The sequence below is a fragment of the Clostridium niameyense genome, from assembly GCF_001243045.1.
In the GTDB taxonomy this organism is placed as follows: Bacteria; Bacillota; Clostridia; order Clostridiales; family Clostridiaceae; genus Clostridium_F; species Clostridium_F niameyense.
In genome coordinates, this window is sequence record NZ_LN849006.1 from 36,612 (window position 1) to 59,327 (window position 22,716).

Below are 22,716 nucleotides of genomic sequence, written 5' to 3' on the forward strand. Positions count from 1 at the left end.
TGTGTTTTTTATTCGGTTTTTGTATATAATTATTTAATATAGTACTTAATTAAGGAGATGATAAAGTTGTCATTTGATTTTATAAAAGATAAAGATAAAAATATTCACTTCATTGGAATTGGTGGAATAAGTATGAGTGGACTAGCTGAGATACTTCTTCATCATGATTTCACCGTATCTGGTTCTGATATGAACCCATCCCCTATGACACAAAAGCTTGAAAAAAAAGGTGCCAAAATTTATATAGGTCATAATAAAAATAATATACAAGATGCAGATTTAATAGTATATACTGCTGCTATACCTTCTGATAATCCTGAAATTATAGCTGCTAAGGAAAATAATATTCCTTTAATAGATAGAGCAGATTTTTTAGGATCATTAATGAAAAGCCATAAATACAATGTAGCTATTTCTGGTACTCATGGTAAAACTACTACTACTTCCATGTTCTCTCATATAGCTATAAACGCCAACGTAGATCCTACAATATTAGTAGGTGGTAATTTAGATATAATAGATGGAAATGTTAAAGTCGGAAATAGTGATTATTTTATTACTGAAGCTTGCGAATATAAATCATCATTTCTTAAATTTTTCCCTTATATAGGAGTTATATTAAATATTGATGAAGATCATTTAGATTATTACAAAGATATAAATGATATAAAGAAAGCTTTTTCAAAATTTATAAATTTAATTCCTAATGATGGATATCTTGTAGCATGTATAGATGATAATAATGTAAAAGACGTATTAAAAAATGTTTCATGTAATACATTAACATATGGTATAAACTCTGGAGATATACAAGCTACCAATATAAAATATAATGAAAAAGCTTGTGCCTCTTTTGATATAAGTAGAAATGGTGAAAAGTTATTTTCATTAAATTTAAATGTACCTGGAAAACATAATGTACTAAATGCACTAGCTAGTGTATGTACATCTATAGCATTAAATATAGATACTGATTCAATAATAGATGGATTAGAAAGTTTTTATGGTACTCATAGAAGATTCGAGTTAAAAGGTTGCAAAAATGGTATTACTGTAATTGACGATTATGCACATCATCCAACTGAAATAAAAGCTACATTAAATGCAATTAAGAATTACCCACATAACAAAATATATTGCGTATTTCAACCTCATACCTATTCAAGAACACTAAAATTATTTGATGAATTTATAACTTGCTTTGATGAATGTGATGAACTTATATTATCTGATATATATGCTGCTAGGGAAAAAGATACAGGAGAAATTAACTCAGATATGCTAGGAGATAAAATAAGGGAAAGAAAAGTTAAGTGTACAAATATTCATGATTTCCACGATATTGTGGATTATTTAAAAGAATCTGCTAAAGATGGTGATATAATATTAACTGTGGGAGCTGGAGATGTATTTAAAATAGGCGAAAATTATCTTAACTCATAAATAATATGCTTAAAATACCTTCAATTAGGAAATACTATATTTGTATAACCTTTTGGAGGTGTTTTTTATGAAAAATTTTTTAATCTCTGCTATAGCAGACATTGTACTAATTTTAACTTCCTATTTTTTATTTAGGAATATAATAAGCGGTCCTACTCGTCATAAAATTTACGAAAAATTATTTAGTTCTCTTTCTCGTTTTGTTATTTATGTATTTGTTGCAACTTTAATAATAACTGGTGTGACTTCCTTAGTATTATACAAAACTCGTTTTGTAATATATTTAAATATTGTAGCTCCAGCTTTAGTTTCTATATTAGTAGGATTTCTAATTTCTACAGTTCCTACTAAAGGAGTTGAAGAATCCAATAGTCATTAACTTATAACTGTTTTGATTTTAAAAATCAAAACAGTTATTTTTACCTTATTTACTACATAAGGCATTCCTTGATTTATTAATATATATATTGTATAATATGGTTGTCCGGATTTTATTTCGGGGTGTGGCGCAGATGGGAGCGCGCGTGGTTTGGGACCATGAGGTCGCAGGTTCGAGCCCTGTCACCCCGACCAAAGAGTTACTTTAAAAGTAACTCTTTTTTTTATAATAATTTATAATATTATAAATACAGGTAAAACTAAAAATTAAGTTCATATTTAATTTTTAGAGGTGATTTAATGAAAAAACAATACAGTAATCTATTTAAGGCTATTGTAAACTCTTATAATGAGGGAAGTTTTAATAGTACTATAAATAAACTATTAAAAGAATATCCAAATAATAAACAAGACTTATGCAATGTAATTCCGTCTTTGTGTGGAGTAGAAGTAGATCCTGATTCTAAATCCTTTATAAAAGATTTAGAAAAAGCTATAAAAGACTATTCCTCCAATCATAAGATAGTAAATAAAATAAAAGACTGTTCCGTGGATTGTAATAAAATTAACGGTAAAACTCCGTGTCAAGATTCATGCCCTTTCAATGCTATATTATTGAACAAAAAAAATAATCGTACATATATAAATACTGATAAATGCACAGATTGCGGATTTTGTGTAGAAGCTTGCCCAACTGGTAGTATATTAGATAAAGTTCAGTTTATTCCTCTACTAGAATTATTAAAAAGTGATAAACCTGTAATAGCAGCAGTAGCTCCTGCTATTGTTGGACAATTTGGTTCAAATATAACCATTAATAAGCTACGATCTGCTTTTAAAAAAATAGGTTTTACAGATATGATAGAGGTAGCTTTTTTTGCTGATATGCTTACCTTAAAAGAATCTATAGAATTTAATCATCTTGTTCATAATGAGGATGACTTAATGATAACTTCTTGCTGCTGTCCTATGTGGGTTGGAATGCTAAAAAGAGTTTATAAGTCCCTTATAAAACACGTTTCACCTTCTGTATCTCCCATGATAGCTGCTGGAAGAGTAATAAAAAAAATAAATCCAAATTGCAGTGTAGTATTTATAGGACCTTGTATAGCTAAAAAAGCTGAAGCTAAAGATAAAGATATAAATGATGCCATAGACTTTGTTTTAACTTTTTCTGAACTAAAAGATATATTTGATTCATTAAATATAGATTTAAATAATCTTAAAGAAGATTTATCTTCAGAATATGCGTCTAGAGGTGGTAGATTATATGCTAGAACTGGTGGAGTTTCTATTGCTGTTGAGGACGTAGTGAAAAAATTATTCCCCCAAAAGCTTTCATTATTAAAATCTACTCAAGGTAATGGTATACTAGAGTGTAAAGAATTACTTTCGAAAGCACAAAAAGGAGAAATAGATTCAAACTTTATAGAAGGTATGGGATGCGTTGGTGGTTGTGTTGGTGGACCCAAAGCATTAATTAATAAAGATATAGGAAAAAAAAATGTAGATACCTTTGCCAATAAATCCTCTATAAAAGTTTCCATAGATAGTCCTTGTATGAAAAATATATTAAAAAAAATAAAGATAAACTCTATAGAAGATTTCAAAGATCCCAATAAAATAAAAATATTTGAAAGAGACTTTTAAATTATAAAAGCTAGGCGGGGTGGTATAATGAATAATTTAAAAGCTGCAATTTTTGATTTAGATGGAACCTTAATAGACTCCATGGACATATGGAATAAAATAGATACAGATTTTTTAACTAAAAGAAACTTAAAAGTTCCAATAAACTTAAAGGAAGAAATAGAAACACTGACTTTTGAAGAAGGTGCAACATATTTTAAAAACAGATTTAAACTCACTGAAAGTATTGAAGATATACTAGAAGAATGGAATAACATGGCTTATAAGGAATATGCCCACAATATAAATTTAAAAAAGGGTGCAAAAAATTTTTTAAATTTGTTAAAGTATAGAGGGATAAAAATTGCTATAGCCACAAGCAATACAACTCCATTAGTTAATGCTGTATTAAAAAACAATAATATTTTAAATTTATTTGATGTTATAACTACTATAGATGAAGTGTCCAGAGGTAAGGACTTTCCAGATATATATTTATTAACATCAAAAAAACTTAATATAGATCCCAAAAATTGTATAGTATTTGAAGATATATTACCTGCATTAAAAGGTGCTAAAGCTGCAGGCATGAAAGTTATTGCTGTATACGATACATATTCTAGTAAGTATAAAAAACAAATGGAATCTTTAGCAGATTTATATATAAATGATTATGATGAAATACAAACAATCATATAAGTATCTAATTATATAATTTTTGTAAAAGTTTATCCCTATATGAATATACTATAACTATACTATTCATATAAGGAGGTATTTTATTGTTTGGATTACTATTTTTCTTAATATTACTTTGTGGTTATGGATATATTTTTTATTATTTTTCTAATAAATTAAATTTACAAAAAAAGCAAGTATTATTGTTAAAGCAGCATAATGAAAGCTTGAAAAATGAATTGAAATATAATAATCCTATTAAAAATATCAAAATTAGATACATTAATCCTGATGCTAATAGTGGAACTATAAATAAATATTGTAATATACATTTATATCCTATGGAGAATTCTCCAACAATAAATAGTCTAGTTAAAGGTGAAAATATATATATAGTAGACAGTGCAGAAGTTTCAAATAAATTGTGGTATGAAATTACTTGCTTTTACAAAGGTGTTATTAATACCAAGGGATGGATAAAACAAGATTGTATAGATATTATATAAATAAGATAATCTCTCTAATTTTTTAAAATTAGAGAGATTATCTTTAAAATACTTTAGAACTTATATAACCTTTGTTAGCATTCAATATTTTACCATTAAAATATTCTGGCACAATAGTAGTTATGTCCTTTTGCATACAATACTTTAAGTCTTTTTCTAAATTTAATTTTTTTATTCTATTATAATGAGAAGCTTGCCTCATAAAACTTACTATATCTTTATTATTTAAATATATAAATTGTGCTGTTTTAGCTATATCTGATAATACTATATCTTTTTTTATATTGCATATACAATCTATAAGATAACCGCTACATATAAAATCATCTATAGAAAATTCTCCATAAGTTCCAGCGTTAATTATAATTACATCATTATTTATATCCATAACTTTTTCTGCAGTGCTTTTAGAATTAATCAAAGCAGATATTAATATATTTTTTGCACCTATACTTTTATTTATAGCCTTAGTACCATTAGTTGTTGTTAATATTAAGGTTTTTCCTAAAATTCTATCTTTAGTATATTCCAATGGAGAATTTGAACAATCAAACCCATCTATCTTTAACGCATTTCTTTCTCCACCAAGTATATAATTATCTCTATTCTTGTTAGCTATATTTTTAGCTTCTTCTACAGTTAATACTGGAATAACATCTTTACACCCATTTTTTAAAGCTGTTACAATAACTGAAGTAGCTCTTAATATATCTATAACCACTACTGTTTTATCTTTTATTTTATTTGGTGTTACATAATCTGCAGAAATTATGATATCAATATTCATAAAAATCCCCCTACAATTTATTATAGTTTAACCCTTGATATATATTTTCATCCTTCAATTTTTTGTCTATATCATTTAACACTTCCCACTTTTTTAAACTCCACATGGGACCTATTAAAAGATTTCTTGGAGCATCTCCCGTAAGTCTATGAACAACCATTTCAGGTGGTAACATACTTATAGATGTACAAATTAAATCTATATATTCCTCTTGAGTTAAAAATTCTAATTTACCTTGATTATAAAGTCTAACAAGAGGTGTATCTTTTAATAAGTGTAATAGATGAAATTTAATTCCTTGTATATCTAATTTAGATATATATCTAACCGTATCTAGCATTTGTCTTTTATTTTCACCTGGCAATCCAAAAATAGTGTGAACAACTACATCTATATTTCTTTCCCTTAAATTTTTTACTGCTTGCTCAAATACCTCTAATTCATATCCTCTATTAATAATTTTTGCTGTATTGTTGTTAACAGTTTGTAGTCCTAATTCAATCCATAAATATACCTTCTTATTCATTTCTTCTAATAAATCTAATATATCTTCACCTAAGCAATCTGGTCTTGTAGCTATAGCCAATGCTATAACGCCATCTTCTTTTATAGCTTCTTCATATTTTTCCTTTAGTACATCAATGCGACCATATGTATTTGTATAGGCCTGAAAGTAAGCTATATATTTATTACTTTTCCATTTTTTATTCATAATCTCTTTGATTTCTGCAAACTGATCATGTATTGAACGATGCCTATCTCCTGCAAAATCTCCTGAACCTTTAGCACTACAATATATACATCCTCCTGTACTTATAGTACCATCTCTATTGGGGCAGTAAAAACCTCCATCTAAGGATATCTTAAATACCTTAGATCCAAATTTATTCCTTAAAAAATAATTTAAACTATGATATCTTTTATTATACCAGTTAAATTCCATATAAATTCCTCCAAAAAAGTATCTGTAAATATTATAACTTACAGATACTTTTTTTCAAAATTATTATAGTTTTTTTAACTTAAAATTATTTAAATTTAATTGCCATTTTCCTATAAATTTAGATACTGCCTTATTATTGTTCTCTTTGGATCTTACATCGAAATTTACACTATCTCTATTAAAAGATGAAAATTTCACATTAACTTTATCTAATGGATACTTATCTTCAAATTTTATGGGAATTATTTCTCCACTATCACTTTTATAAATCCTAATATTTTTACTTTTATCACTATTTTCATATTGAAGAACTATAAATTTTTCATCAGGAGAAAACACCATAAAATCTATTTTATTTGCCTTTAATATATCTAAAGGTAATACCTCCTTACCTATAGGTTCTTCTTTAGATTTATTCATGCCTCCCTGGTTTTCTTCTCCTTCTTTAGGTGCTTGTTCTTGATCTCCTTCATCTGCCTCTCCTTGTACCGCTTTAGACTCATCTATGGTTATAATAGCAGCGAAAACATTATTTTCATCATAAGTAGATATAGCTATAAGATTTTCATTATATGCAAAACTCATAGTGCCAATATGTTTTTTAGGTATATCTATTTTCTTAACATTAGCCTTATCATCCTTAGAATATGAAAAATCAGGTATTCCGCTTGAATCCAAAATAAGTTCTGTTTTTATTTCATTTTTATTTCTGTATCTTATTTTATTTTTTTCTAAAAATGCCTCTTTATCCATATTAATATTTATAGCATCTATTTTATAATGATTATTTTCTTTTATAACTTTTATTCTATACTCCTCTATACAAGTATAGGGATTTTGTGAATTTATACTCACAGTTTTAACTGAAAATATACCAGATTTTCCTACATTATTAGTTTCATCTATAGTGTAACCTTTAATTTTTAAATCTTGATTATTCTTATTTTCCACCCCTTGTTTAGAAAGTCTATTAGAATACATAGTTTTAATATTCTCTACATTACCTTCAATTAAATAATTCATATAGGTTTCAACTATATTCATGGCTATTTTCATATCGAAATCATTGTCGATTTTGCCCTCTTCCTTTTTACTTCTACATCCAAACAAAGATATACTACTTAAAATTAAAATTAAGCATATAACTTTCTTTACCCTATAATTAAATTTCAATTTTAGTCCTCCTTTCTAATCTAATTTTTAATATTAATCTAATATAATTATTTTCTCCTTAAAAATAAAATTTAATTAAAAATCATTATTTTCATTTTTATATATATATTTATATAAAGGAATAATTAATGAAATTAGGAGGAATCATGATAAAAAAGAAATTAAATCTAATTTTTCAAATGGCGGCAGTTTTTATAGGAACTATAGTTGGTGCTGGCCTTGCATCCGGACAAGAAATGACTCAATTTTTCACTACATACGGATATAAAAGTTTTATAGGACTTACTATATGCTTTTTTGTGTATATCATCATGGGATCTATAATAATTGATATAAGTATAAAACACAATTTAAACTCTTATAATGGTTTAATTGGTTTAGTAAGTCCAGGTTTTTTAGGTAAAGCAATAGATCTACTTACAGGATTATTCCTTATAAGTAGTTCTGCTATAATACTTGCAGGTAGTGGAGCTTTACTTCATCAATACTTTGGAATTTCTAAATGGATTGGCATTTGTTTAATGATATTTTTTTCATTAATTGTATTACTTAGAAATACCAAAGGTCTTATAGAAATAAATTCATTTATAGTTCCTAGCCTTATGATAGTTATTATAACCGTATTTATACTTTATTTAGCGTTATCCAAAAATGTAAGTATAGCTTATATCAAAACTATACCTAATTATAAAAGACATTGGCTAGGCTCTACATTTATATATAGTGGATTTAACATTCTTTGTTGTAGCGGGGTTTTAGTTCCATTAAGTACTGAAATTAAAGATAAAACTACATTAAAATCTGGTTTAATTTTAGGTTCTTTAGGTCTTACTATTTTATCTTTCATAATAAATTTATTACTTTTACTTAACATACCATATATTTTTAAATATGAAATTCCCCTATTATATATAGCTAATAGATTTGGAACTATAATTCAAATAATGTTATTATGCATAATTTGGCTTGAAATGTTCTCTACTGAAGTTTCAAATATATACAGTGTGGGAAAAACTATGGAACAATCTCTAGGAATATCTTATAAAAAATCCATATTCATAGTAATATTACTAGCTATTCCTATATCACAATTAGGATTTGTAAATTTAATAAATGTGTTGTATCCTAGTTTTGCAGTAATAAGTTTTATTTTTATGATTCAATGTATCATTTTCTATATAAAAGATAAATAAAATTTAAAACTATAGATTTTAACAATTGAGGTGTTTTAGATGAATTCATTAAGTAACTGTACACTATGTCCTAGAAATTGTAGTGTAGATAGAGCGAATGGACAAATGGGTTTTTGTAATAGTACAAAAAATATTAAAATAAGTAGGGCAGCTCTTCATCATTGGGAGGAACCCTGCATATCTGGAAGAAATGGCTCTGGCGCTGTTTTCTTCTCTAATTGCAACTTACAATGTGTATTTTGTCAAAATCATAAAATAAGTCATGAAGGTTATGGAAAGGAAATCTCTATAAAAGATTTATCTAATATATTTATTAAATTACAAAGAGAAGGTGCTCATAACATAAATTTAGTAACGCCCACTCATTATGTGCCTGAAATTATAGAAGCTATAAAATTATCTAAAAAATATGGTTTATCTATACCTATATTATATAATTCCAATGGATATGAAAATATAGAGACTATTAAAATGTTGGAAGGATATATAGATATATATTTACCAGATTTTAAATACTTTAATAATAAATACTCTGTAAAATATTCAAGCTGCAATAATTACTTTGAACATACCTCAAAGGCTATAGAAGAAATGTTTAATCAAGTAGGAACTCCTGTATTTAACACGGAAGGAATTATGCAAAGAGGAATCATAATACGCCATCTTATGTTACCTGGCTTATTATTTGATAGTAAAAAAGTAATTGATTATATATATAGTAAATTTAAAGATGATGTATATATAAGCCTAATGAATCAATATACTCCTTTAAATAATTTAAGTAAATATCCAGAACTAAATAAAACTTTAAATCCTAAACATTATGATTCTATGATAAATTATTGTTTAGAACTTGGAATTAAAAATGCATTTATTCAAGAATCAGGAACCTCGTCTAAAAAATTTGTTCCTAACTTTGATTTAACAGGAATATAAAGAACTAGCCATAAATTCATTATGGCTAGTTCTTTATATCCTATATTTATTTAAATCTGATTTAAATGTCTCTGTTATTTCCTTAAAAGCATGTATATTTTTAACCAATTTATCTATTTCGTTAATATAACTTGAGACATTGGCGCTAACTTCTTCTGAAGATGCTGAGTTTTCTTCTGCTATAGCTGCTAAGGATTCTATATTACCATAAATACCTGATATAGAATCTGCCTCCTTATTAAGTTCATTTATTGTTTTTATCATAGAAGAAGATACTGATCTTATAGATGTAGTAGCCTCATAGCTTATACTCCTTACAGTTTCTAAATTTTTAGTCTCATTCTGAAGTATACTATATTGGGAAGCTATTTTATCTACTAAGCCTTTTACATCCTCTGCAAACTTAACAAGGTTAGTATTTATTTCTTGAACTGCATCTTTAGATTGTTCTGCAAGCTTTGCAACTTCTCCAGCTACTACAGCAAATCCTTTTCCTTGCTCTCCTGCACGAGCTGCCTCAATAGATGCATTTAAAGCTAATAAATTAGTTTGTTCTGAAATTCCCGATACTATAGACACAATATTAGTTATATCTTTCGCGTTTGACTCTAACTTCAGACCCGTATCTTTTAGTTCTTGAAAATTATTAAGAGTGTCTAATATATTTTTACTTGTATTATTAACACTATCATAACTATTATTTACTTTATCTAATGCCTTTTCTAATTCAGATTTATTATTATTTTCGCTATTAACAATACTCTTTAAATTTTCTATATTACAATTTAATACTGAAACTGCTTCTTCCGTATTTTCTGCTTGACTTACTGAGGAATTAGCAACTTGTTCTACTACACCAGATATTTCTTTAGAAGTATGATTCATTGAATCTGATATAATATTTATATTATCAACAAAATTATTCATTTCATCAGTTACACCTTTAAAGCCAACAAAATCTGCTCTGATATTACTTTTATGTGATTTTATATTATTATATAATTCCTCAAAAAAATCTCCTGTTACTATATCTCCATCTTCTATATAATGACTATTATTAATTCTACTTATTTGTTCCTCTATAATATGTCTAGGTCTCATAAGTACTTCACCTATTATACCAGAAGCTATTGCTGATATTACAGATAATGCTATAGATTTTACAATATTATTTAATCCAAGCAAAGGAATTGAACATAATATACTAATAAAAAAAGTAAATATAGCTACTTTTGCACCAATACTTTTTATAAATCCTAAAGATAATATTTTATTAAATTTAAATACCTTCTTATAATATATATCCTTTTCAAAAGTTAACTTTAGCTTTAAAAATTCTTCATTTTTTTCTATTTCTTCTATTTTTATATCCTCTTTAAAAAAATCTGAACTTCCTTGTATTAGTCCTAAAAAATAGTCAAACATTCCTCTTTTAGAACTATAACTAAATATAGCCTGTCTATTTGATATAGGATCTAATATTAAAATAGGTGGTTTAGCTCCTGGAAACTTTTTAGTCATTACTATATGGACATCAAACATTGACTTTAAAAATGAATAAAGATTTTCATGCTTAAAAAATGCAGGATAGACATTAAAAAATGATGTTATATTGTCTACCCCTATTCTTCCCCATAATGTTTTTACGTCTGTACCATAATTTTTTGCTATTATTTTTATAAGCTCTTTCACCTTAGAATCTTCTACATTCTCCATAGGAGAAAATATTTTGCCCTGCCAACCAACTTTTTTCATAGCATCTTTAACAACGCCTTCTCCACAAAGATTTATACAAGTTTTCATCCAAGTATCTACTACTGTACCTTTCACATATAACCCTCCTTACTATTACTTTTATTACTTTATATTTTAATTAATTTTATAGGAAAATTATTCTTATATTTTATAATTATATAATAGCCTTGTATTATTTACAAAGGTTCATGGTAGGTTTTTCATAAAATTATACTCCATTAATATCTAATTTGTTATAATAATCCTTATTATTTATAATAATATAAAAAATATAAGGAGCATTAATAATCATGCTCCTTATATTTTTATAAAGTTATTTCTATTTTAATTAATTTAGCAATAATTTTTACTTCTTTAAAATTAACAGTTTTAGTCCTTAATTCTCCCTTATTATTTATCAAGAGTAATTTATTACTATCTAATCTTTTTACCTGCCTTATAACTCTTTCGTTTTCTATCTCTATAAGGAATATACCATTATTCTCTATTTCATGGGTAATATATGAAAAAGCTAAATCGCCTTTACCTATTCTAAATCCTATCATATCATCATCTTGAATTTTTAAATAGATTACTTTATCGTGATTTAGTCCTTCAACTTTATTACCTATGATAGGTAGCTGTTTAGTAGTAATTATATTTCTTAGATTATAATTATACACTGGAACACTCTTTAATACTGAACTTAAAGCATCATTCCATACCTCTTTTACTTTAGTATTATTTGGGTTTGAAGTTTTCTTAGTACTCTCTTGAAGTATTTTTTCCTCAAAAGACATAGTTATATCATTTATATCTTCACCTAATATCTTAGATATTCTATTCATTATATTTTGATTAATTATTCTTTTACCAAGTTCTACCTCACTAATAAATTTTTCAGAAACTCCTAGTTTTTTAGCTAGTTGTTTTTGGGTTAATCCTTTTTTATTTCTAGCTTCTTTTATTTTTTCAGAAACCCTACTCATCCCTTATACCCCATTTCTATGTTCTTTAAACCATTCTCTTTCTTCAACTAAATGTTCTATTAAATATTCAAATGTCCAATTTATAGAAGTATCAGTTATTATAGCCATTATGGGCATACTTTCTAAATTATTTTTAATGAATCTTATACATTTTTGTAACTCTTTATCTGAAAAATTATTAAATAAAACTACCTTTTCCTCTGGTATTTTACTATTAACCACTGGTAAATTTATACCTTCTAGTAAGTCTCTAACTTTCATTTTTGCCATATCTTTTTTTATTATTTTATATTTAGGTAGTTTAAATTCATTACATAGATAATCAAAAATATTTAACTCATCTTCTATAAACCCATAGATAAGCATTATTTTTTCATTATTCAATATAATACCACCTTCCTTTAAAGTTAGTTAATTTTTTCAGGTTCATCATATTCTTCATCAAAAGTATCTACTGTAACTTTCTTCATTACTTGATCTTCAATAGGTTTATCACTAAAGTTTCTATCCACATTAACTATTTCTTTTGCTACATCAAGTCCTTCTATTACTTTACCAAAAGATGCGTATTGTCCATCTAAATGAGGTGCATCCGCTACCATAATAAAAAATTGGCTACCAGCTGAATTTGGATCCATTGTTCTAGCCATAGATATTACACCTTCCGTATGTTTTAAATTATTTTTAAAACCATTAGATGTAAACTCTCCTCTTATTGAATAACCAGGACCGCCCATACCAGTACCATCAGGACATCCTCCTTGTATCATAAAACCAGGAATAACTCTGTGAAATATAATTCCGTCATAAAATCCTTTTTTTATTAAGGATATGAAATTCTTTACAGTATTAGGTGCAACATCCTTAAAAAGTTCTATTTTAATAATTTTATTATTGCTCATTTCTATAGTTACTATTGGATTCATAATTAAAATTCTCCCTTCAATTTATATTAGTTTTAAATTTAAATATACAACATTATTGTACCATAATATTATGTACTCTAATCACCTACTGTGCAATATATTGATTTATCTTAAATTTAATAATTTATAGGATAAATTTATAATTTCTTTGTCATTTTGTGAATTAAATATAGTTACCTTTCTCTCAATGTTATCTTCTCTTAGTATATTGTGGTTGATAAGTTGTCTTTTTAGCTCTTTTGATGTTCCTAAACTTCCATCTATAATATGAACATCCTCTCCAACTATGTTATGAAGTGTATTTTTTATAAATGGATAATGAGTACATCCTAATACAATAGATGATATTGGTTTACCTTCATATTTTTTTAATTTTTCTTTTAAATAATTCGTTATTTTATCTCCTTCCACAATACCTTGCTCAATAAATTCTACCAATCCTGGACAAGGTAATGGCTGTATATCTACTTCTAACTCATATAAACTCATTAATTTTTTAAATTTTCTTTCCGTAAGGGTCATTGGCGTGGCCATTATTATAATTTTACCTTTCTTACTTATCTCCACTGCTGGTTTTAATGCAGGTTCTATACCTATTATAGGAATATCGTAAGCATATCTTAATTCATTTATAGCTGCACTAGTTGCTGTATTGCAAGCTACTACTAAAGCTTTAATATTTTTTTTCATTAAAAATTCCGCTACATTAAAAGATAATTTTTTTACTTCTTCTACAGTTTTAGTACCGTAAGGGGCATTTTTAGAATCTCCATAATATAAGAAATCCTCTTTAGGTAATAACTTAACAGCCTCCCTTAACACACTAATTCCGCCTACTCCTGAATCAAAAACACCTATAGGATTATTTTTAAAGTCCAAAATATCACCTCATTATCTAAATAGCATTAACAATAACATTATATTATCAATACTTATATTATATAAATCTATCAAATATTTTTCTATTGACATACAAAAATATTAATTATAATATATAGGATATATCAAATTCTGAATATATCAATACTAATTTTATAGTTTTTTAATAAATTAGGGGGTAAACTATGTTAGATGATTTAATTTATTTAATTCCTAAAGAACTCCATTCTAAAGAGAAACTAACTAAAATACTTTCTCAGCATGAAGAAATAAAATTTGTATCTCTTGTTTGCATCGATCTATCTGGTAATGATACTGATGAAAAAATCCCTATTAAATTATTTTTAAAAGATATGGACAAATACATAAAGGGGTGTGTCCAAACAGATGGTTCTTCTGTTGTCCTTCCTGGCATTGCAACTCTTAATAATGCCAAAGTTGATATGATTGCTGATATGGATATAAATTGGTTCATAGATTACAACTATGACCTTTTAGATAAAACAACTCAAAAACCAATTGGTACTTTAAGAATTCCTTGTTTCCTTTATCATGAAAATAAGCCTGTAGATTCTAGACATATACTAAAAAAATCTATAAAACATTTTAAATCTACACTTTTAAATTTAATAAAAAATCATCCAGACTCATTAAGTGACTATAATATTAAATTTGAAGATATAGAAGATATAGCAGTAACCTGTGCCACTGAACTAGAATTTTGGGTAAAAACTCCAAATGATGAAGCAGAAGCAGAAGAGCTATCAACTTCTCAAGTTTTACATGAACAATATTGGAATAGAACTAAAGGTAGTGTTAGAACAGCTCTAGAAGAATCTCTTCTTATAATGGAAGCACATAACTTAAAACCTGAAATGGGACACAAAGAAGTTGGTGGAGTAAAAGCTAAGCTAACTAACGCTGGTGCATTTACCCACATAATGGAGCAATTAGAAGTGGATTGGGAGTATTCTACAGCTCTACAAGCTGCAGACAACGAATTACTAGTTAAAAGTATTATAAAGGAAACCTTTAGAAGAAATCAATTAGATGTTACTTTTCTTGCAAAACCTATAGATGAGGCTGCCGGTAGTGGAGAACATACCCATTTAGGTGTAGCATTAAAACTTAAGAATGGTAAAAAAATAAATATATTCTCTACTAATAAAAAACATTATTTAAGTTCATTTGGTTATGCTTCCATAATGGGTATACTTAAAAATTATGAAATTATAAATCCATTTGTTTCATCAACTAATGATTCATTAAGAAGATTAAAACCTGGGTTTGAAGCTCCAGTTTGTAGTGTAACCTCCATAGGCCACTCAGTAGATCTTCCTTCAAGAAATAGAACAGTACTTGTAGGTGTTATAAGAGATTTGGATAACCCTTTATCTACTAGATTTGAACTTAGATCCCCAAATCCTCGTAGTAATACTTATTTAACTATAGCCTCCCTTTGTATGTGCATGATAGATGGTATTTCTTATGCACTAGAAAATAATAAGTCTGAGGATGATCTATTAAAAGAACTTTCTAAATCACCAGAAGAAAAATCGGACTATCTAGAGGAAGGAAGATCCTATAGAAGCGAAGAAGATGTCTTTGAATATTTTAGTGAAGAAGAACGAGCTAAAATATTTGGGAAAGCCCCTTCTACTGTTTATGAAAATATAAGTGCTTTAGATAAATTTCCTAATAAATTAGATGTCTTAGCAAAAGGCGATGTTTTTACTTCTCAAATAGTAAATAGTTATAAGTTAGCAATAATAGAAAGATGGTTAGTTGAAATAACTAATAGAATTATTCCTAGTTATGCTAATGAAATAAGAAGTTTTAAACAACTTCATCATAATGAAAAAGCATTGGATTTGGATGTAGCTAATTGGCAAAGGATTAATAAGCTAAGACAATATATAATGAAAGATTCTTATTCTAATAAATCATTATTTACTAAAATTAAAGATGCTAAAAATAATAATGATTTAGAATCTATATCTAAACTTCAATTAGAATTAGAAGAAAAAATGAAAGAACTTAGATATATATACTCTACATATAAAAAGAACCTATTAGATATATAACAAAAACTACTTATACTTAAAATTATATTTTAAGTATAAGTAGTTTTTATTATGACTCTATTAAAAATCTCTTAATGGAAAACTTTTAATAACCATATCTCGTCTATTATTAATAGGCTTCCATAACTCTATTCTATTAACTCTTACCATATCTTTTATATTTTCCGACTTTAGATTACTACACGCTGCAGAGTATTCTTTATTAGACCATTCCCTGTTAGCAAAATTCGTATTAGCCAAGGATATATGTAAATCCCAATCATCTATACTTCCTCTAACCTTAAATCCATGTAATTTTAAAGTTTCATTTATAACTCTAGCTAATCTAATTATATATCCCTTATTTTCTATTTTTAAATTTACAGATTTATATGGAGGTTCAAAACATATAGCTCCGTTTATTTCAACTTTAAATTTTTTATAAGGACTTAATATCTTACTTATTATTTGTTCCAATTTATCAATATTAGGATCATCTATAACTTCAAGTGTTATATGAAGCATAGGTAGATTCTTATATATTTTATATTTTTTGGATATGGTCCTTTGAATCTTTTCTAGTTTTGAATAATCCTCTTTATCAAATAATGCTACCAAATAATATTTCATAATTAAAACTAATCCCCCGTATTTTTTATTTTATAGGTATTATATCATAATACCTTTGGCTTTAAAACAAGTGTAAAATACACTACTTTAATGTAATGTATCTATCTTAAATATAAGCCTATAAAGTTAGTATATAATAGGCCTTTAAGGTTATAATTATAGAAAATATATTGTTTATTACTTTTGTTTTTCATATTATCCCAATTTTTTTAAAAAATTTATTAATATAATGACCAATATTTTAAAATTTAATATTAAAAAAACAAATAGTTATGATATAATATATCTTGTTATGTAACTTTGAAATTAACTAAGAAGTTTAAATATATATAAATTCAAAAGTAAGGATGGATGCGGGGATGAGTATATTAAAAATTAAAGGAGGCAACCCCCTCCTTGGAAAAGTGGATATAAGTGGTGCTAAAAATGCTGCAGTAGCTATAGTACCTGCTACTATAATGGCTAGTAAAGGAATTTGCACTATTGATAATATACCTAATATAGAAGATGTACATTGTATTGAAAGAATATTAGAATCATTAGGATGTACCGTTACTAAGAATAATAACTCAGTTCATATAGATAGTACTAATGTTAAAAGTACAGATGCTAATACGGAAGATGTAAGAAAAATGAGAGCATCTTATTATTTAATTGGAGCATTACTTGGAAGATTTAAAGAAGCTAGGGTTGAATTACCAGGTGGATGTCCTATAGGCGTAAGACCTATAGACCAACATATAAAAGGATTTGAAGCTTTAGGTGCAAAAGTTACAATAGAGCACGGTGCTGTTATTGTAAAAGCTGATAAATTAGTTGGAACAAATATATTTTTTGATGTTGTAAGTGTAGGAGCTACTATAAACGTAATGTTAGCTGCATCTTTAGCTGAAGGCAATACTGTTCTTGAAAATGTTGCAAAAGAACCTCATATTGTAGACGTAGCTAATTTCTTAAATACTATGGGTGCTAACATTAAAGGTGCTGGTACAGATGTTATTAGAATTACAGGAGTTAATGAATTAAAAGGATGTAGCTATAGTGTAATACCTGATCAAATCGAGGCTAGTACATATATGATAGCTGCAGCGGCTTGTGGTGGAGAAGTAACAATAAATAATATAATTCCTAAACATTTAGAATCTATGTCTGCAAAACTTATTGAAATGGGCATTGAAGTAACAGAAAATGGAGATTCTATTACAATAAAATCTAATAAAAACTTTAAAGGAGTTAATATAAAAACTCAACCTTATCCAGGATTCCCTACTGATGTTCAACAGCCAATGAGCGCACTTTTAACTGTAGCTAAAGGTAGAAGTATAATAAATGAAAGTATTTGGGAAAGTAGATTTAAACATGTAGACGAACTTAAGAAAATGGGTGCTAATATAAAAGTTGAAGGAAGAACAGCTATAATAGATGGTGTTGAAAACCTTACAGGAGCTATAGTAAAAGCCACTGATTTGAGAGCTGGAGCTGCTATGGTTATTGCAGGCTTAATTGCTAGTGGAGAAACTGAAGTTTTAGGTGTTGAACATATAGATAGAGGATATCCAAATATTGAGAACAAATTTAAAGCATTAGGCGCTAATATATCTAGAAGCGAAGATTAAGTAATAGGTTAACAATTATGATTTTTTGTCCACTTTATAGTGGTAGTAGTGGTAATTCTATATTTATATCCTCTAAAAAAACACAAATATTAATTGATGCCGGACTTCCTGGCAAAAGTATAGATAAAGCTTTAAATTACATAAACAAAGATGGAGCTAATTTAGATGCTATATTTGTAACTCATGAGCATACAGATCACATAAAAGGAGTAGGCGTCCTATCAAGAAAATATAATATACCTATATATGCTAACTATAAAACTTGGATGGCTATGGAAAAAAATCTAGGAAAGATTAAAGACCACAATATAAAGATAATGGATTCATCTAAAGTGTGTTTAAATGATATGGAAATAAACTCGTTTCCTATTCCACACGATGCAGCATCGCCTTGTGGTTATAAAATTGTATGTGATAATAAAAAAGTAAGTGTAGCAACTGATTTGGGGTATTTCTCCAAAGAAATAGAAGATATTTTAAAAGATTGTAATATAATTTTACTTGAAAGTAATCATGATACAGAAATGCTTAAATTTGGTCCCTACCCTTATCCATTAAAAAGAAGGATTTTAAGTAACATAGGTCATTTATCTAACGAAGATTGTGGAAGAGCTATACTTAATATTACTAACAATAAGTATAAAAATATTATATTAGGTCATCTTAGTAAAACCAATAATTTTCCAGAATTGGCTTATCAAACAGTCCTTAATACATTGCAAGGCAATGGTATACAACCTGGTAAGGATATATCATTATCTATAGCCAAAAGAAATATACCTAGTAGCTATATAGAAATTTAGGGTTAGGTGATAAAATTTGAAAAAATATATTAAACTTATAACTTTTTCATTATTAGTCTTATGCTTTTTATTGTTTATAGGTTGCGAAAAAAAGGATAACCTTACTGTAAATAATAAAGACAAAATAAAAAAAATAGTTTTTGACAATGAAAAAAATAATAATATAGAATTAGAATTGTATTTTGATTCTTCTAATGATGAAAATAATTCAAAAATGGTTAAAGAAGAACGTATTCTAAAAAAAGATGAAGTTATTGCAGAAATGATAATTCAAGAATTAATAAAAGGACCTTCTGTAAATAGTTCTCTTAAACCTATTTTTCCTAAAAAAACTAGACTTTTAAGTTTTTCAATAAAGGATAATATTGCCTATGTTAATTTAAGTAAAGAGGCTTATTATAATATGACAGAAGCTAGAGAAGAAGCTTATTTAAAAAGTATAATATGGTCCCTAACAGAGATTTCCTCTATCCAAAAGGTACAAATACTTATAGATAATAAAAGTATGAGTAATATAAGTAAAAATTTTGATTTATCAAAACCATTAGGAAGGGATGATATAACTAATGCAAAACGAAAAGACAAAAGGAATTAGTTATTGTTGTGAAGATCATACCGATATAGCTTTTGATGACTTCATAAACTGTAATGAAACCTTTCCTTACTTAGAAAAAGTAACAGATAATAAAAAGTGTAGTTATTGTGAAAAAAAGGCCTTATATGTATTAAAAAAATTTAAAAACAATGGGCCATCAGAATTATTATAATTTTATTTCAAAAGGAGAATGTAATTATGAGTTTATATAAACAATGGACTGACATGGTTGTTAATTATGTAAAAACTAAAGGACAAGATGCTTTTTGGCAAGAATATGGATATATTGAAAAAAAGGTATACTCTGAAATTTTAGCATCTCACAACAACACTATAACTGGTTCTATAAAAGAACTTGCAGAAAAATATGATACATCTATAGTATTCTTTATGGGATTCTTAGATGGAGTAAATGAAAGTTTAAAAACTCCTCTAGATATTGAAAACATAGAAGAAACTTCTAACATTACATTAGATATTGACTTTGAAAAATTATATTTCAATATGCTAGATGCTAAAGCTGACTATTTATTCAATCTGCCTCAATGGGATGCTATTCTTTCAAAAGAAAAAAGAAAAGAAATTCATAAAGAATGGGTTTCTACTAAAACTATAGTAAAGAAAACTAAAGTTGGAAGAAATGAGCCTTGTCCATGTGGTAGTGGTAAAAAATATAAAAATTGTTGCGGAAAAAACGCTTAATGTACAAGCCTTACACTTTGTGTAAGGCTATACTTATATATGGAGGTAAAAATGAATATATCAATAATATGTGTAGGAAAAATAAAAGAAAAATTTCTTAAATCTGCTATAGATGAATATTCTAAAAGACTAAGTAAATATTGTAAGTTAAATATAATAGAAGTTCCTGATGAGAAAACACCGGAAAAAGCTTCTGAAAAAGAACAAAACCTAATAAAAGAAAAAGAGGGATTAAAAATATTAAAACATATAAAGGATAATCACTTTGTAATAGCCTTAGATTTAAAAGGAAATTCAATATCCTCAGAAGACCTATCTCACTTAATTGAAGGCTGTGAAATTAATGGTAATAGTACTATAGATTTTATAATAGGTGGTTCTTTAGGACTATACCCTTCTATTCTTAAAAGAGCTAATTATAAATTATCTTTTTCAAAATTAACATTTCCTCATCAACTTTTTAGAGTAATGCTTCTAGAACAAATTTATAGAAGCTTTAGAATAATATGTGGTGAACCATACCATAAATAAGAACGATTTATATACTTATTGATATAATCTATCTAAAACCATATCTATTTTTAAAAACATCATGCTAACTAATAAAATATTAATTTGGAATAAAAAACTAGCCTTAGTAATTAAATTAATTGTTAAGGCTAGTTAATAGTTAAATTCTTTAACTAATAGATATTATTTTATATTGTTAACACATTTTAAGATCTCTTCAAGTTTTTTTATAGATGTAAGTCTTTCATTACACTGCTTGCTATCTAAACATACATTAAATGCTATAGATTTATAAGCTTCCTCTTTAGAATTATGAATTTTGCATAGAGATGAAACAAAGGCTACCTCATCTCTTATACCTACATGATTACAAAGAGCACATATATTAATATTATTTGAATTATAACTTTGGATTCTACATACCATACCAATAAATTTATCATCCATATTATAAATTATAAATAACTTATTAGTATATTCATCAATCCAACCTAGCATAATTAATTTAAATAAAAAGACACATTACTATGTGTCTTTTTCCATTCACTCCACTTTATATTAAAATTATTTCCACTTTCCTTACAGTATATATAGAATTGTTGCAAAAAAGTCATTCTCTTCTTACTTCTATAAAAAGATTTAATATCATCTTCTTTTAAATTTGATAATGCCAATTGTCTTTTTATTATTTCATCTGCAGTAGCTTTATTATAATTTTTCATCATATCATACATAATTATGAATGTAGATGTTCTTCCAATACCACGTTTGCAATGAAAATGTAACCATTGTTTTTCAGATTGATTGTTTATAAGATTAACAAAATAATCTACCATATCATCTGTAGGTATCTTGCCATCTGTAACAGGAATGCGTACATAGGACAATGAGTTAGACTTTACAAGTTTCTCTTCATTTTGTACTTCTTTTGGTATTATAGTTTTATCGGGACAATTATAAAAGGTAAAAGGAGTATTTAATCTTATATTATTTAATTTATTAGCTTCATCTAATAGTACCTGCTCTTTCGTTAACCCCATATTAGCATTATTTTTTTTATTCTGCCAGCTAACTGGAAATCCATTAATAAATCCATGAGATTCTTGCCTTAAATCAATCACTGTAATAGGTAGTGATGTATTTATATTCTTTTTTATAATAGAGAGATTATATTTAGAAAATTGCTCACTTCCTGAAATATTCAATGATTCTAAACCATTAATATTTAGACTTTTATTACCTTTTATGTTTGTTAGATTAGAAGATGAGCGAAAATTATCTGGCAACTCATCATATCTTAATGAATCTAAAACTAAATTTACGTATTTATCTTGTGCATTAACTGTTTTATTCTTTAATATAAAAATGGAGCAAATCGCTAAAAATAATATTAATATGCTTGAAACATACCTTCTAACCTTTATATTCAATTATAATCACCTCATTTTTATAAATATAATATTAGCTATTGAGAATGATTTTATTCAATTTCGTAGTTATTATAAAAGTATATCTATCAACCAAATCCTATACAACTAAGGAATATTTTAAAAGGTATAGCATCATATATAGGAGTGTACACTAACTATGAGGTGATTTATTT

At 26.7% G+C, this 22,716-nt stretch carries 25 protein-coding genes and 1 tRNA gene; 15 read left to right on the forward strand and 11 right to left on the reverse strand.

Going from position 1 to position 22,716, the window contains the following annotated elements:
- Positions 1 to 66 precede the first annotated feature (66 nt).
- From murC to BN1711_RS00445, 6 genes are all read left to right on the forward strand, one after another.
- On the forward strand, positions 67 to 1,443 hold the full coding sequence (murC, locus tag BN1711_RS00420; protein WP_050606247.1) for a UDP-N-acetylmuramate--L-alanine ligase: 1,377 nt from the start codon (positions 67 to 69) through the stop codon (positions 1,441 to 1,443).
- A gap of 67 nt (positions 1,444 to 1,510) precedes the next feature.
- Positions 1,511 to 1,822 carry a hypothetical protein gene (locus tag BN1711_RS00425; RefSeq protein ID WP_050606248.1) on the forward strand — a complete coding sequence of 104 codons (312 nt, stop codon included), beginning with the start codon at positions 1,511 to 1,513 and terminating at the stop codon, positions 1,820 to 1,822.
- A 118-nt stretch (positions 1,823 to 1,940) separates the two neighbouring features.
- Positions 1,941 to 2,016 (forward strand) — tRNA-Pro (locus BN1711_RS00430).
- A gap of 105 nt (positions 2,017 to 2,121) precedes the next feature.
- Positions 2,122 to 3,471 carry a [Fe-Fe] hydrogenase large subunit C-terminal domain-containing protein gene (locus BN1711_RS00435; protein WP_050606249.1) on the forward strand — a complete coding sequence of 450 codons (1,350 nt, stop codon included), beginning with the start codon at positions 2,122 to 2,124 and terminating at the stop codon, positions 3,469 to 3,471.
- Between the two features lie 27 nt (positions 3,472 to 3,498).
- Positions 3,499 to 4,149, forward strand: a complete 651-nt coding sequence (locus BN1711_RS00440; protein WP_082174038.1) for an HAD family hydrolase — start codon at positions 3,499 to 3,501, stop codon at positions 4,147 to 4,149.
- 83 nt (positions 4,150 to 4,232) lie between these two features.
- Positions 4,233 to 4,634: a hypothetical protein gene (locus BN1711_RS00445; RefSeq protein WP_050606251.1), complete on the forward strand. Its 402-nt coding sequence runs from the start codon at positions 4,233 to 4,235 to the stop codon at positions 4,632 to 4,634.
- A gap of 43 nt (positions 4,635 to 4,677) precedes the next feature.
- On the opposite strand, the gene BN1711_RS00450 is transcribed toward BN1711_RS00445, so the two are convergent.
- The 3 genes from BN1711_RS00450 to BN1711_RS00460 all read right to left on the reverse strand — a co-directional run bounded on the left by BN1711_RS00450 (position 4,678) and on the right by BN1711_RS00460 (position 7,537).
- Positions 4,678 to 5,421 (reverse strand): 2-phosphosulfolactate phosphatase family protein, encoded by a 744-nt coding sequence (locus BN1711_RS00450; RefSeq protein WP_050606252.1) that lies wholly within the window; start codon positions 5,419 to 5,421, stop codon positions 4,678 to 4,680.
- Between the two features lie 10 nt (positions 5,422 to 5,431).
- The gene (gene mnmL, locus BN1711_RS00455) at positions 5,432 to 6,364 is read right to left on the reverse strand and encodes a tRNA modification radical SAM protein MnmL/YtqA (protein ID WP_050606253.1); all 933 of its coding nucleotides are present in this window, start codon (positions 6,362 to 6,364) and stop codon (positions 5,432 to 5,434) included.
- 63 nt (positions 6,365 to 6,427) lie between these two features.
- Positions 6,428 to 7,537: a hypothetical protein gene (locus tag BN1711_RS00460; protein WP_050606254.1), complete on the reverse strand. Its 1,110-nt coding sequence runs from the start codon at positions 7,535 to 7,537 to the stop codon at positions 6,428 to 6,430.
- A 146-nt stretch (positions 7,538 to 7,683) separates the two neighbouring features.
- On the opposite strand from BN1711_RS00460, the gene BN1711_RS00465 reads away from it, so the two are divergent.
- Together BN1711_RS00465 and BN1711_RS00470 are read left to right on the forward strand one after the other, a co-directional pair.
- Complete coding sequence (locus tag BN1711_RS00465; RefSeq protein ID WP_050606255.1) at positions 7,684 to 8,730, forward strand: YkvI family membrane protein; 1,047 nt, start codon at positions 7,684 to 7,686, stop codon at positions 8,728 to 8,730.
- A gap of 39 nt (positions 8,731 to 8,769) precedes the next feature.
- Positions 8,770 to 9,666: a radical SAM protein gene (locus BN1711_RS00470; RefSeq protein WP_050606256.1), complete on the forward strand. Its 897-nt coding sequence runs from the start codon at positions 8,770 to 8,772 to the stop codon at positions 9,664 to 9,666.
- Between the two features lie 33 nt (positions 9,667 to 9,699).
- Here the strand turns inward: BN1711_RS00470 and BN1711_RS00475 are convergent, their stop codons facing one another.
- The 5 genes from BN1711_RS00475 to murI form a co-directional block, all read right to left on the reverse strand.
- Positions 9,700 to 11,496, reverse strand: a complete 1,797-nt coding sequence (locus tag BN1711_RS00475) for a heme NO-binding domain-containing protein (protein ID WP_050606257.1) — start codon at positions 11,494 to 11,496, stop codon at positions 9,700 to 9,702.
- A gap of 230 nt (positions 11,497 to 11,726) precedes the next feature.
- Entirely contained in the window at positions 11,727 to 12,389 is a 663-nt protein-coding gene (locus tag BN1711_RS00480) for a helix-turn-helix transcriptional regulator (RefSeq protein WP_050606258.1), read from the reverse strand.
- A gap of 3 nt (positions 12,390 to 12,392) precedes the next feature.
- Positions 12,393 to 12,773: a DUF3783 domain-containing protein gene (locus BN1711_RS00485; RefSeq protein WP_050606259.1), complete on the reverse strand. Its 381-nt coding sequence runs from the start codon at positions 12,771 to 12,773 to the stop codon at positions 12,393 to 12,395.
- Between the two features lie 23 nt (positions 12,774 to 12,796).
- Positions 12,797 to 13,315 carry a peptidylprolyl isomerase gene (locus BN1711_RS00490; RefSeq protein ID WP_050606260.1) on the reverse strand — a complete coding sequence of 173 codons (519 nt, stop codon included), beginning with the start codon at positions 13,313 to 13,315 and terminating at the stop codon, positions 12,797 to 12,799.
- Positions 13,316 to 13,420: 105 nt separating this feature from the next.
- Positions 13,421 to 14,194, reverse strand: coding sequence for a glutamate racemase (gene murI, locus BN1711_RS00495; RefSeq protein WP_050606261.1), 774 nt, complete (start codon positions 14,192 to 14,194; stop codon positions 13,421 to 13,423).
- A gap of 185 nt (positions 14,195 to 14,379) precedes the next feature.
- Here murI and BN1711_RS00500 point away from each other — a divergent pair, with 185 nt between their 5' ends.
- Positions 14,380 to 16,278, forward strand: coding sequence for a type I glutamate--ammonia ligase (locus BN1711_RS00500; RefSeq protein ID WP_050606262.1), 1,899 nt, complete (start codon positions 14,380 to 14,382; stop codon positions 16,276 to 16,278).
- 60 nt (positions 16,279 to 16,338) lie between these two features.
- On the opposite strand, the gene BN1711_RS00505 is transcribed toward BN1711_RS00500, so the two are convergent.
- Positions 16,339 to 16,887: a 2'-5' RNA ligase family protein gene (locus tag BN1711_RS00505; protein WP_050606263.1), complete on the reverse strand. Its 549-nt coding sequence runs from the start codon at positions 16,885 to 16,887 to the stop codon at positions 16,339 to 16,341.
- A 359-nt stretch (positions 16,888 to 17,246) separates the two neighbouring features.
- Between BN1711_RS00505 and BN1711_RS00510 the strand changes: the two genes are divergently transcribed.
- The 6 genes from BN1711_RS00510 to rlmH are packed head-to-tail and all read left to right on the forward strand — an operon-like array spanning position 17,247 to position 21,134.
- Positions 17,247 to 18,503, forward strand: a complete 1,257-nt coding sequence (locus BN1711_RS00510; RefSeq protein WP_050606264.1) for a UDP-N-acetylglucosamine 1-carboxyvinyltransferase — start codon at positions 17,247 to 17,249, stop codon at positions 18,501 to 18,503.
- A gap of 17 nt (positions 18,504 to 18,520) precedes the next feature.
- Positions 18,521 to 19,306 (forward strand): MBL fold metallo-hydrolase, encoded by a 786-nt coding sequence (locus BN1711_RS00515; RefSeq protein WP_050606265.1) that lies wholly within the window; start codon positions 18,521 to 18,523, stop codon positions 19,304 to 19,306.
- Between the two features lie 16 nt (positions 19,307 to 19,322).
- The gene (locus BN1711_RS00520; protein ID WP_050606266.1) at positions 19,323 to 19,901 is read left to right on the forward strand and encodes a GerMN domain-containing protein; all 579 of its coding nucleotides are present in this window, start codon (positions 19,323 to 19,325) and stop codon (positions 19,899 to 19,901) included.
- Positions 19,873 to 20,073 carry a CxxH/CxxC protein gene (locus BN1711_RS00525; protein WP_050606267.1) on the forward strand — a complete coding sequence of 67 codons (201 nt, stop codon included), beginning with the start codon at positions 19,873 to 19,875 and terminating at the stop codon, positions 20,071 to 20,073. The genes BN1711_RS00520 and BN1711_RS00525 overlap by 29 nt, the downstream gene beginning before the upstream one ends.
- A gap of 26 nt (positions 20,074 to 20,099) precedes the next feature.
- A complete protein-coding gene (locus BN1711_RS00530; RefSeq protein WP_050606268.1) occupies positions 20,100 to 20,603 on the forward strand; it encodes an SEC-C metal-binding domain-containing protein in 504 nt (167 codons plus the stop codon).
- 51 nt (positions 20,604 to 20,654) lie between these two features.
- A complete protein-coding gene (gene rlmH / locus BN1711_RS00535; RefSeq protein WP_050606269.1) occupies positions 20,655 to 21,134 on the forward strand; it encodes a 23S rRNA (pseudouridine(1915)-N(3))-methyltransferase RlmH in 480 nt (159 codons plus the stop codon).
- A 162-nt stretch (positions 21,135 to 21,296) separates the two neighbouring features.
- On the opposite strand, the gene BN1711_RS00540 is transcribed toward rlmH, so the two are convergent.
- Entirely contained in the window at positions 21,297 to 21,560 is a 264-nt protein-coding gene (locus BN1711_RS00540) for a hypothetical protein (RefSeq protein WP_243128186.1), read from the reverse strand.
- Between the two features lie 53 nt (positions 21,561 to 21,613).
- The gene (locus BN1711_RS00545) at positions 21,614 to 22,543 is read right to left on the reverse strand and encodes a fused DSP-PTPase phosphatase/NAD kinase-like protein (RefSeq protein ID WP_050606271.1); all 930 of its coding nucleotides are present in this window, start codon (positions 22,541 to 22,543) and stop codon (positions 21,614 to 21,616) included.
- Positions 22,544 to 22,716: the final 173 nt, after the last annotated feature.

Bases quoted from the DNA above. Each gene is read 5' to 3' on its own strand.
- mnmL (WP_050606253.1), bottom strand. From the start codon at position 6,364: ATGGAATTTAACTGGTATAATAAAAGATATCATAGTTTAAATTATTTT.
- BN1711_RS00425 (WP_050606248.1), top strand. From the start codon at position 1,511: ATGAAAAATTTTTTAATCTCTGCTATAGCAGACATTGTACTAATTTTA.
- BN1711_RS00505 (WP_050606263.1), bottom strand. From the start codon at position 16,887: ATGAAATATTATTTGGTAGCATTATTTGATAAAGAGGATTATTCAAAA.
- BN1711_RS00435 (WP_050606249.1), top strand. From the start codon at position 2,122: ATGAAAAAACAATACAGTAATCTATTTAAGGCTATTGTAAACTCTTAT.
- BN1711_RS00490 (WP_050606260.1), bottom strand. From the start codon at position 13,315: ATGAATCCAATAGTAACTATAGAAATGAGCAATAATAAAATTATTAAA.
- BN1711_RS00440 (WP_082174038.1), top strand. From the start codon at position 3,499: ATGAATAATTTAAAAGCTGCAATTTTTGATTTAGATGGAACCTTAATA.
- BN1711_RS00450 (WP_050606252.1), bottom strand. From the start codon at position 5,421: ATGAATATTGATATCATAATTTCTGCAGATTATGTAACACCAAATAAA.
- BN1711_RS00480 (WP_050606258.1), bottom strand. From the start codon at position 12,389: ATGAGTAGGGTTTCTGAAAAAATAAAAGAAGCTAGAAATAAAAAAGGA.
- BN1711_RS00530 (WP_050606268.1), top strand. From the start codon at position 20,100: ATGAGTTTATATAAACAATGGACTGACATGGTTGTTAATTATGTAAAA.
- BN1711_RS00500 (WP_050606262.1), top strand. From the start codon at position 14,380: ATGTTAGATGATTTAATTTATTTAATTCCTAAAGAACTCCATTCTAAA.
- BN1711_RS00510 (WP_050606264.1), top strand. From the start codon at position 17,247: ATGAGTATATTAAAAATTAAAGGAGGCAACCCCCTCCTTGGAAAAGTG.
- BN1711_RS00515 (WP_050606265.1), top strand. From the start codon at position 18,521: ATGATTTTTTGTCCACTTTATAGTGGTAGTAGTGGTAATTCTATATTT.
- BN1711_RS00540 (WP_243128186.1), bottom strand. From the start codon at position 21,560: ATGGATGATAAATTTATTGGTATGGTATGTAGAATCCAAAGTTATAAT.
- BN1711_RS00465 (WP_050606255.1), top strand. From the start codon at position 7,684: ATGATAAAAAAGAAATTAAATCTAATTTTTCAAATGGCGGCAGTTTTT.
- BN1711_RS00470 (WP_050606256.1), top strand. From the start codon at position 8,770: ATGAATTCATTAAGTAACTGTACACTATGTCCTAGAAATTGTAGTGTA.
- rlmH (WP_050606269.1), top strand. From the start codon at position 20,655: ATGAATATATCAATAATATGTGTAGGAAAAATAAAAGAAAAATTTCTT.
- BN1711_RS00525 (WP_050606267.1), top strand. From the start codon at position 19,873: ATGCAAAACGAAAAGACAAAAGGAATTAGTTATTGTTGTGAAGATCAT.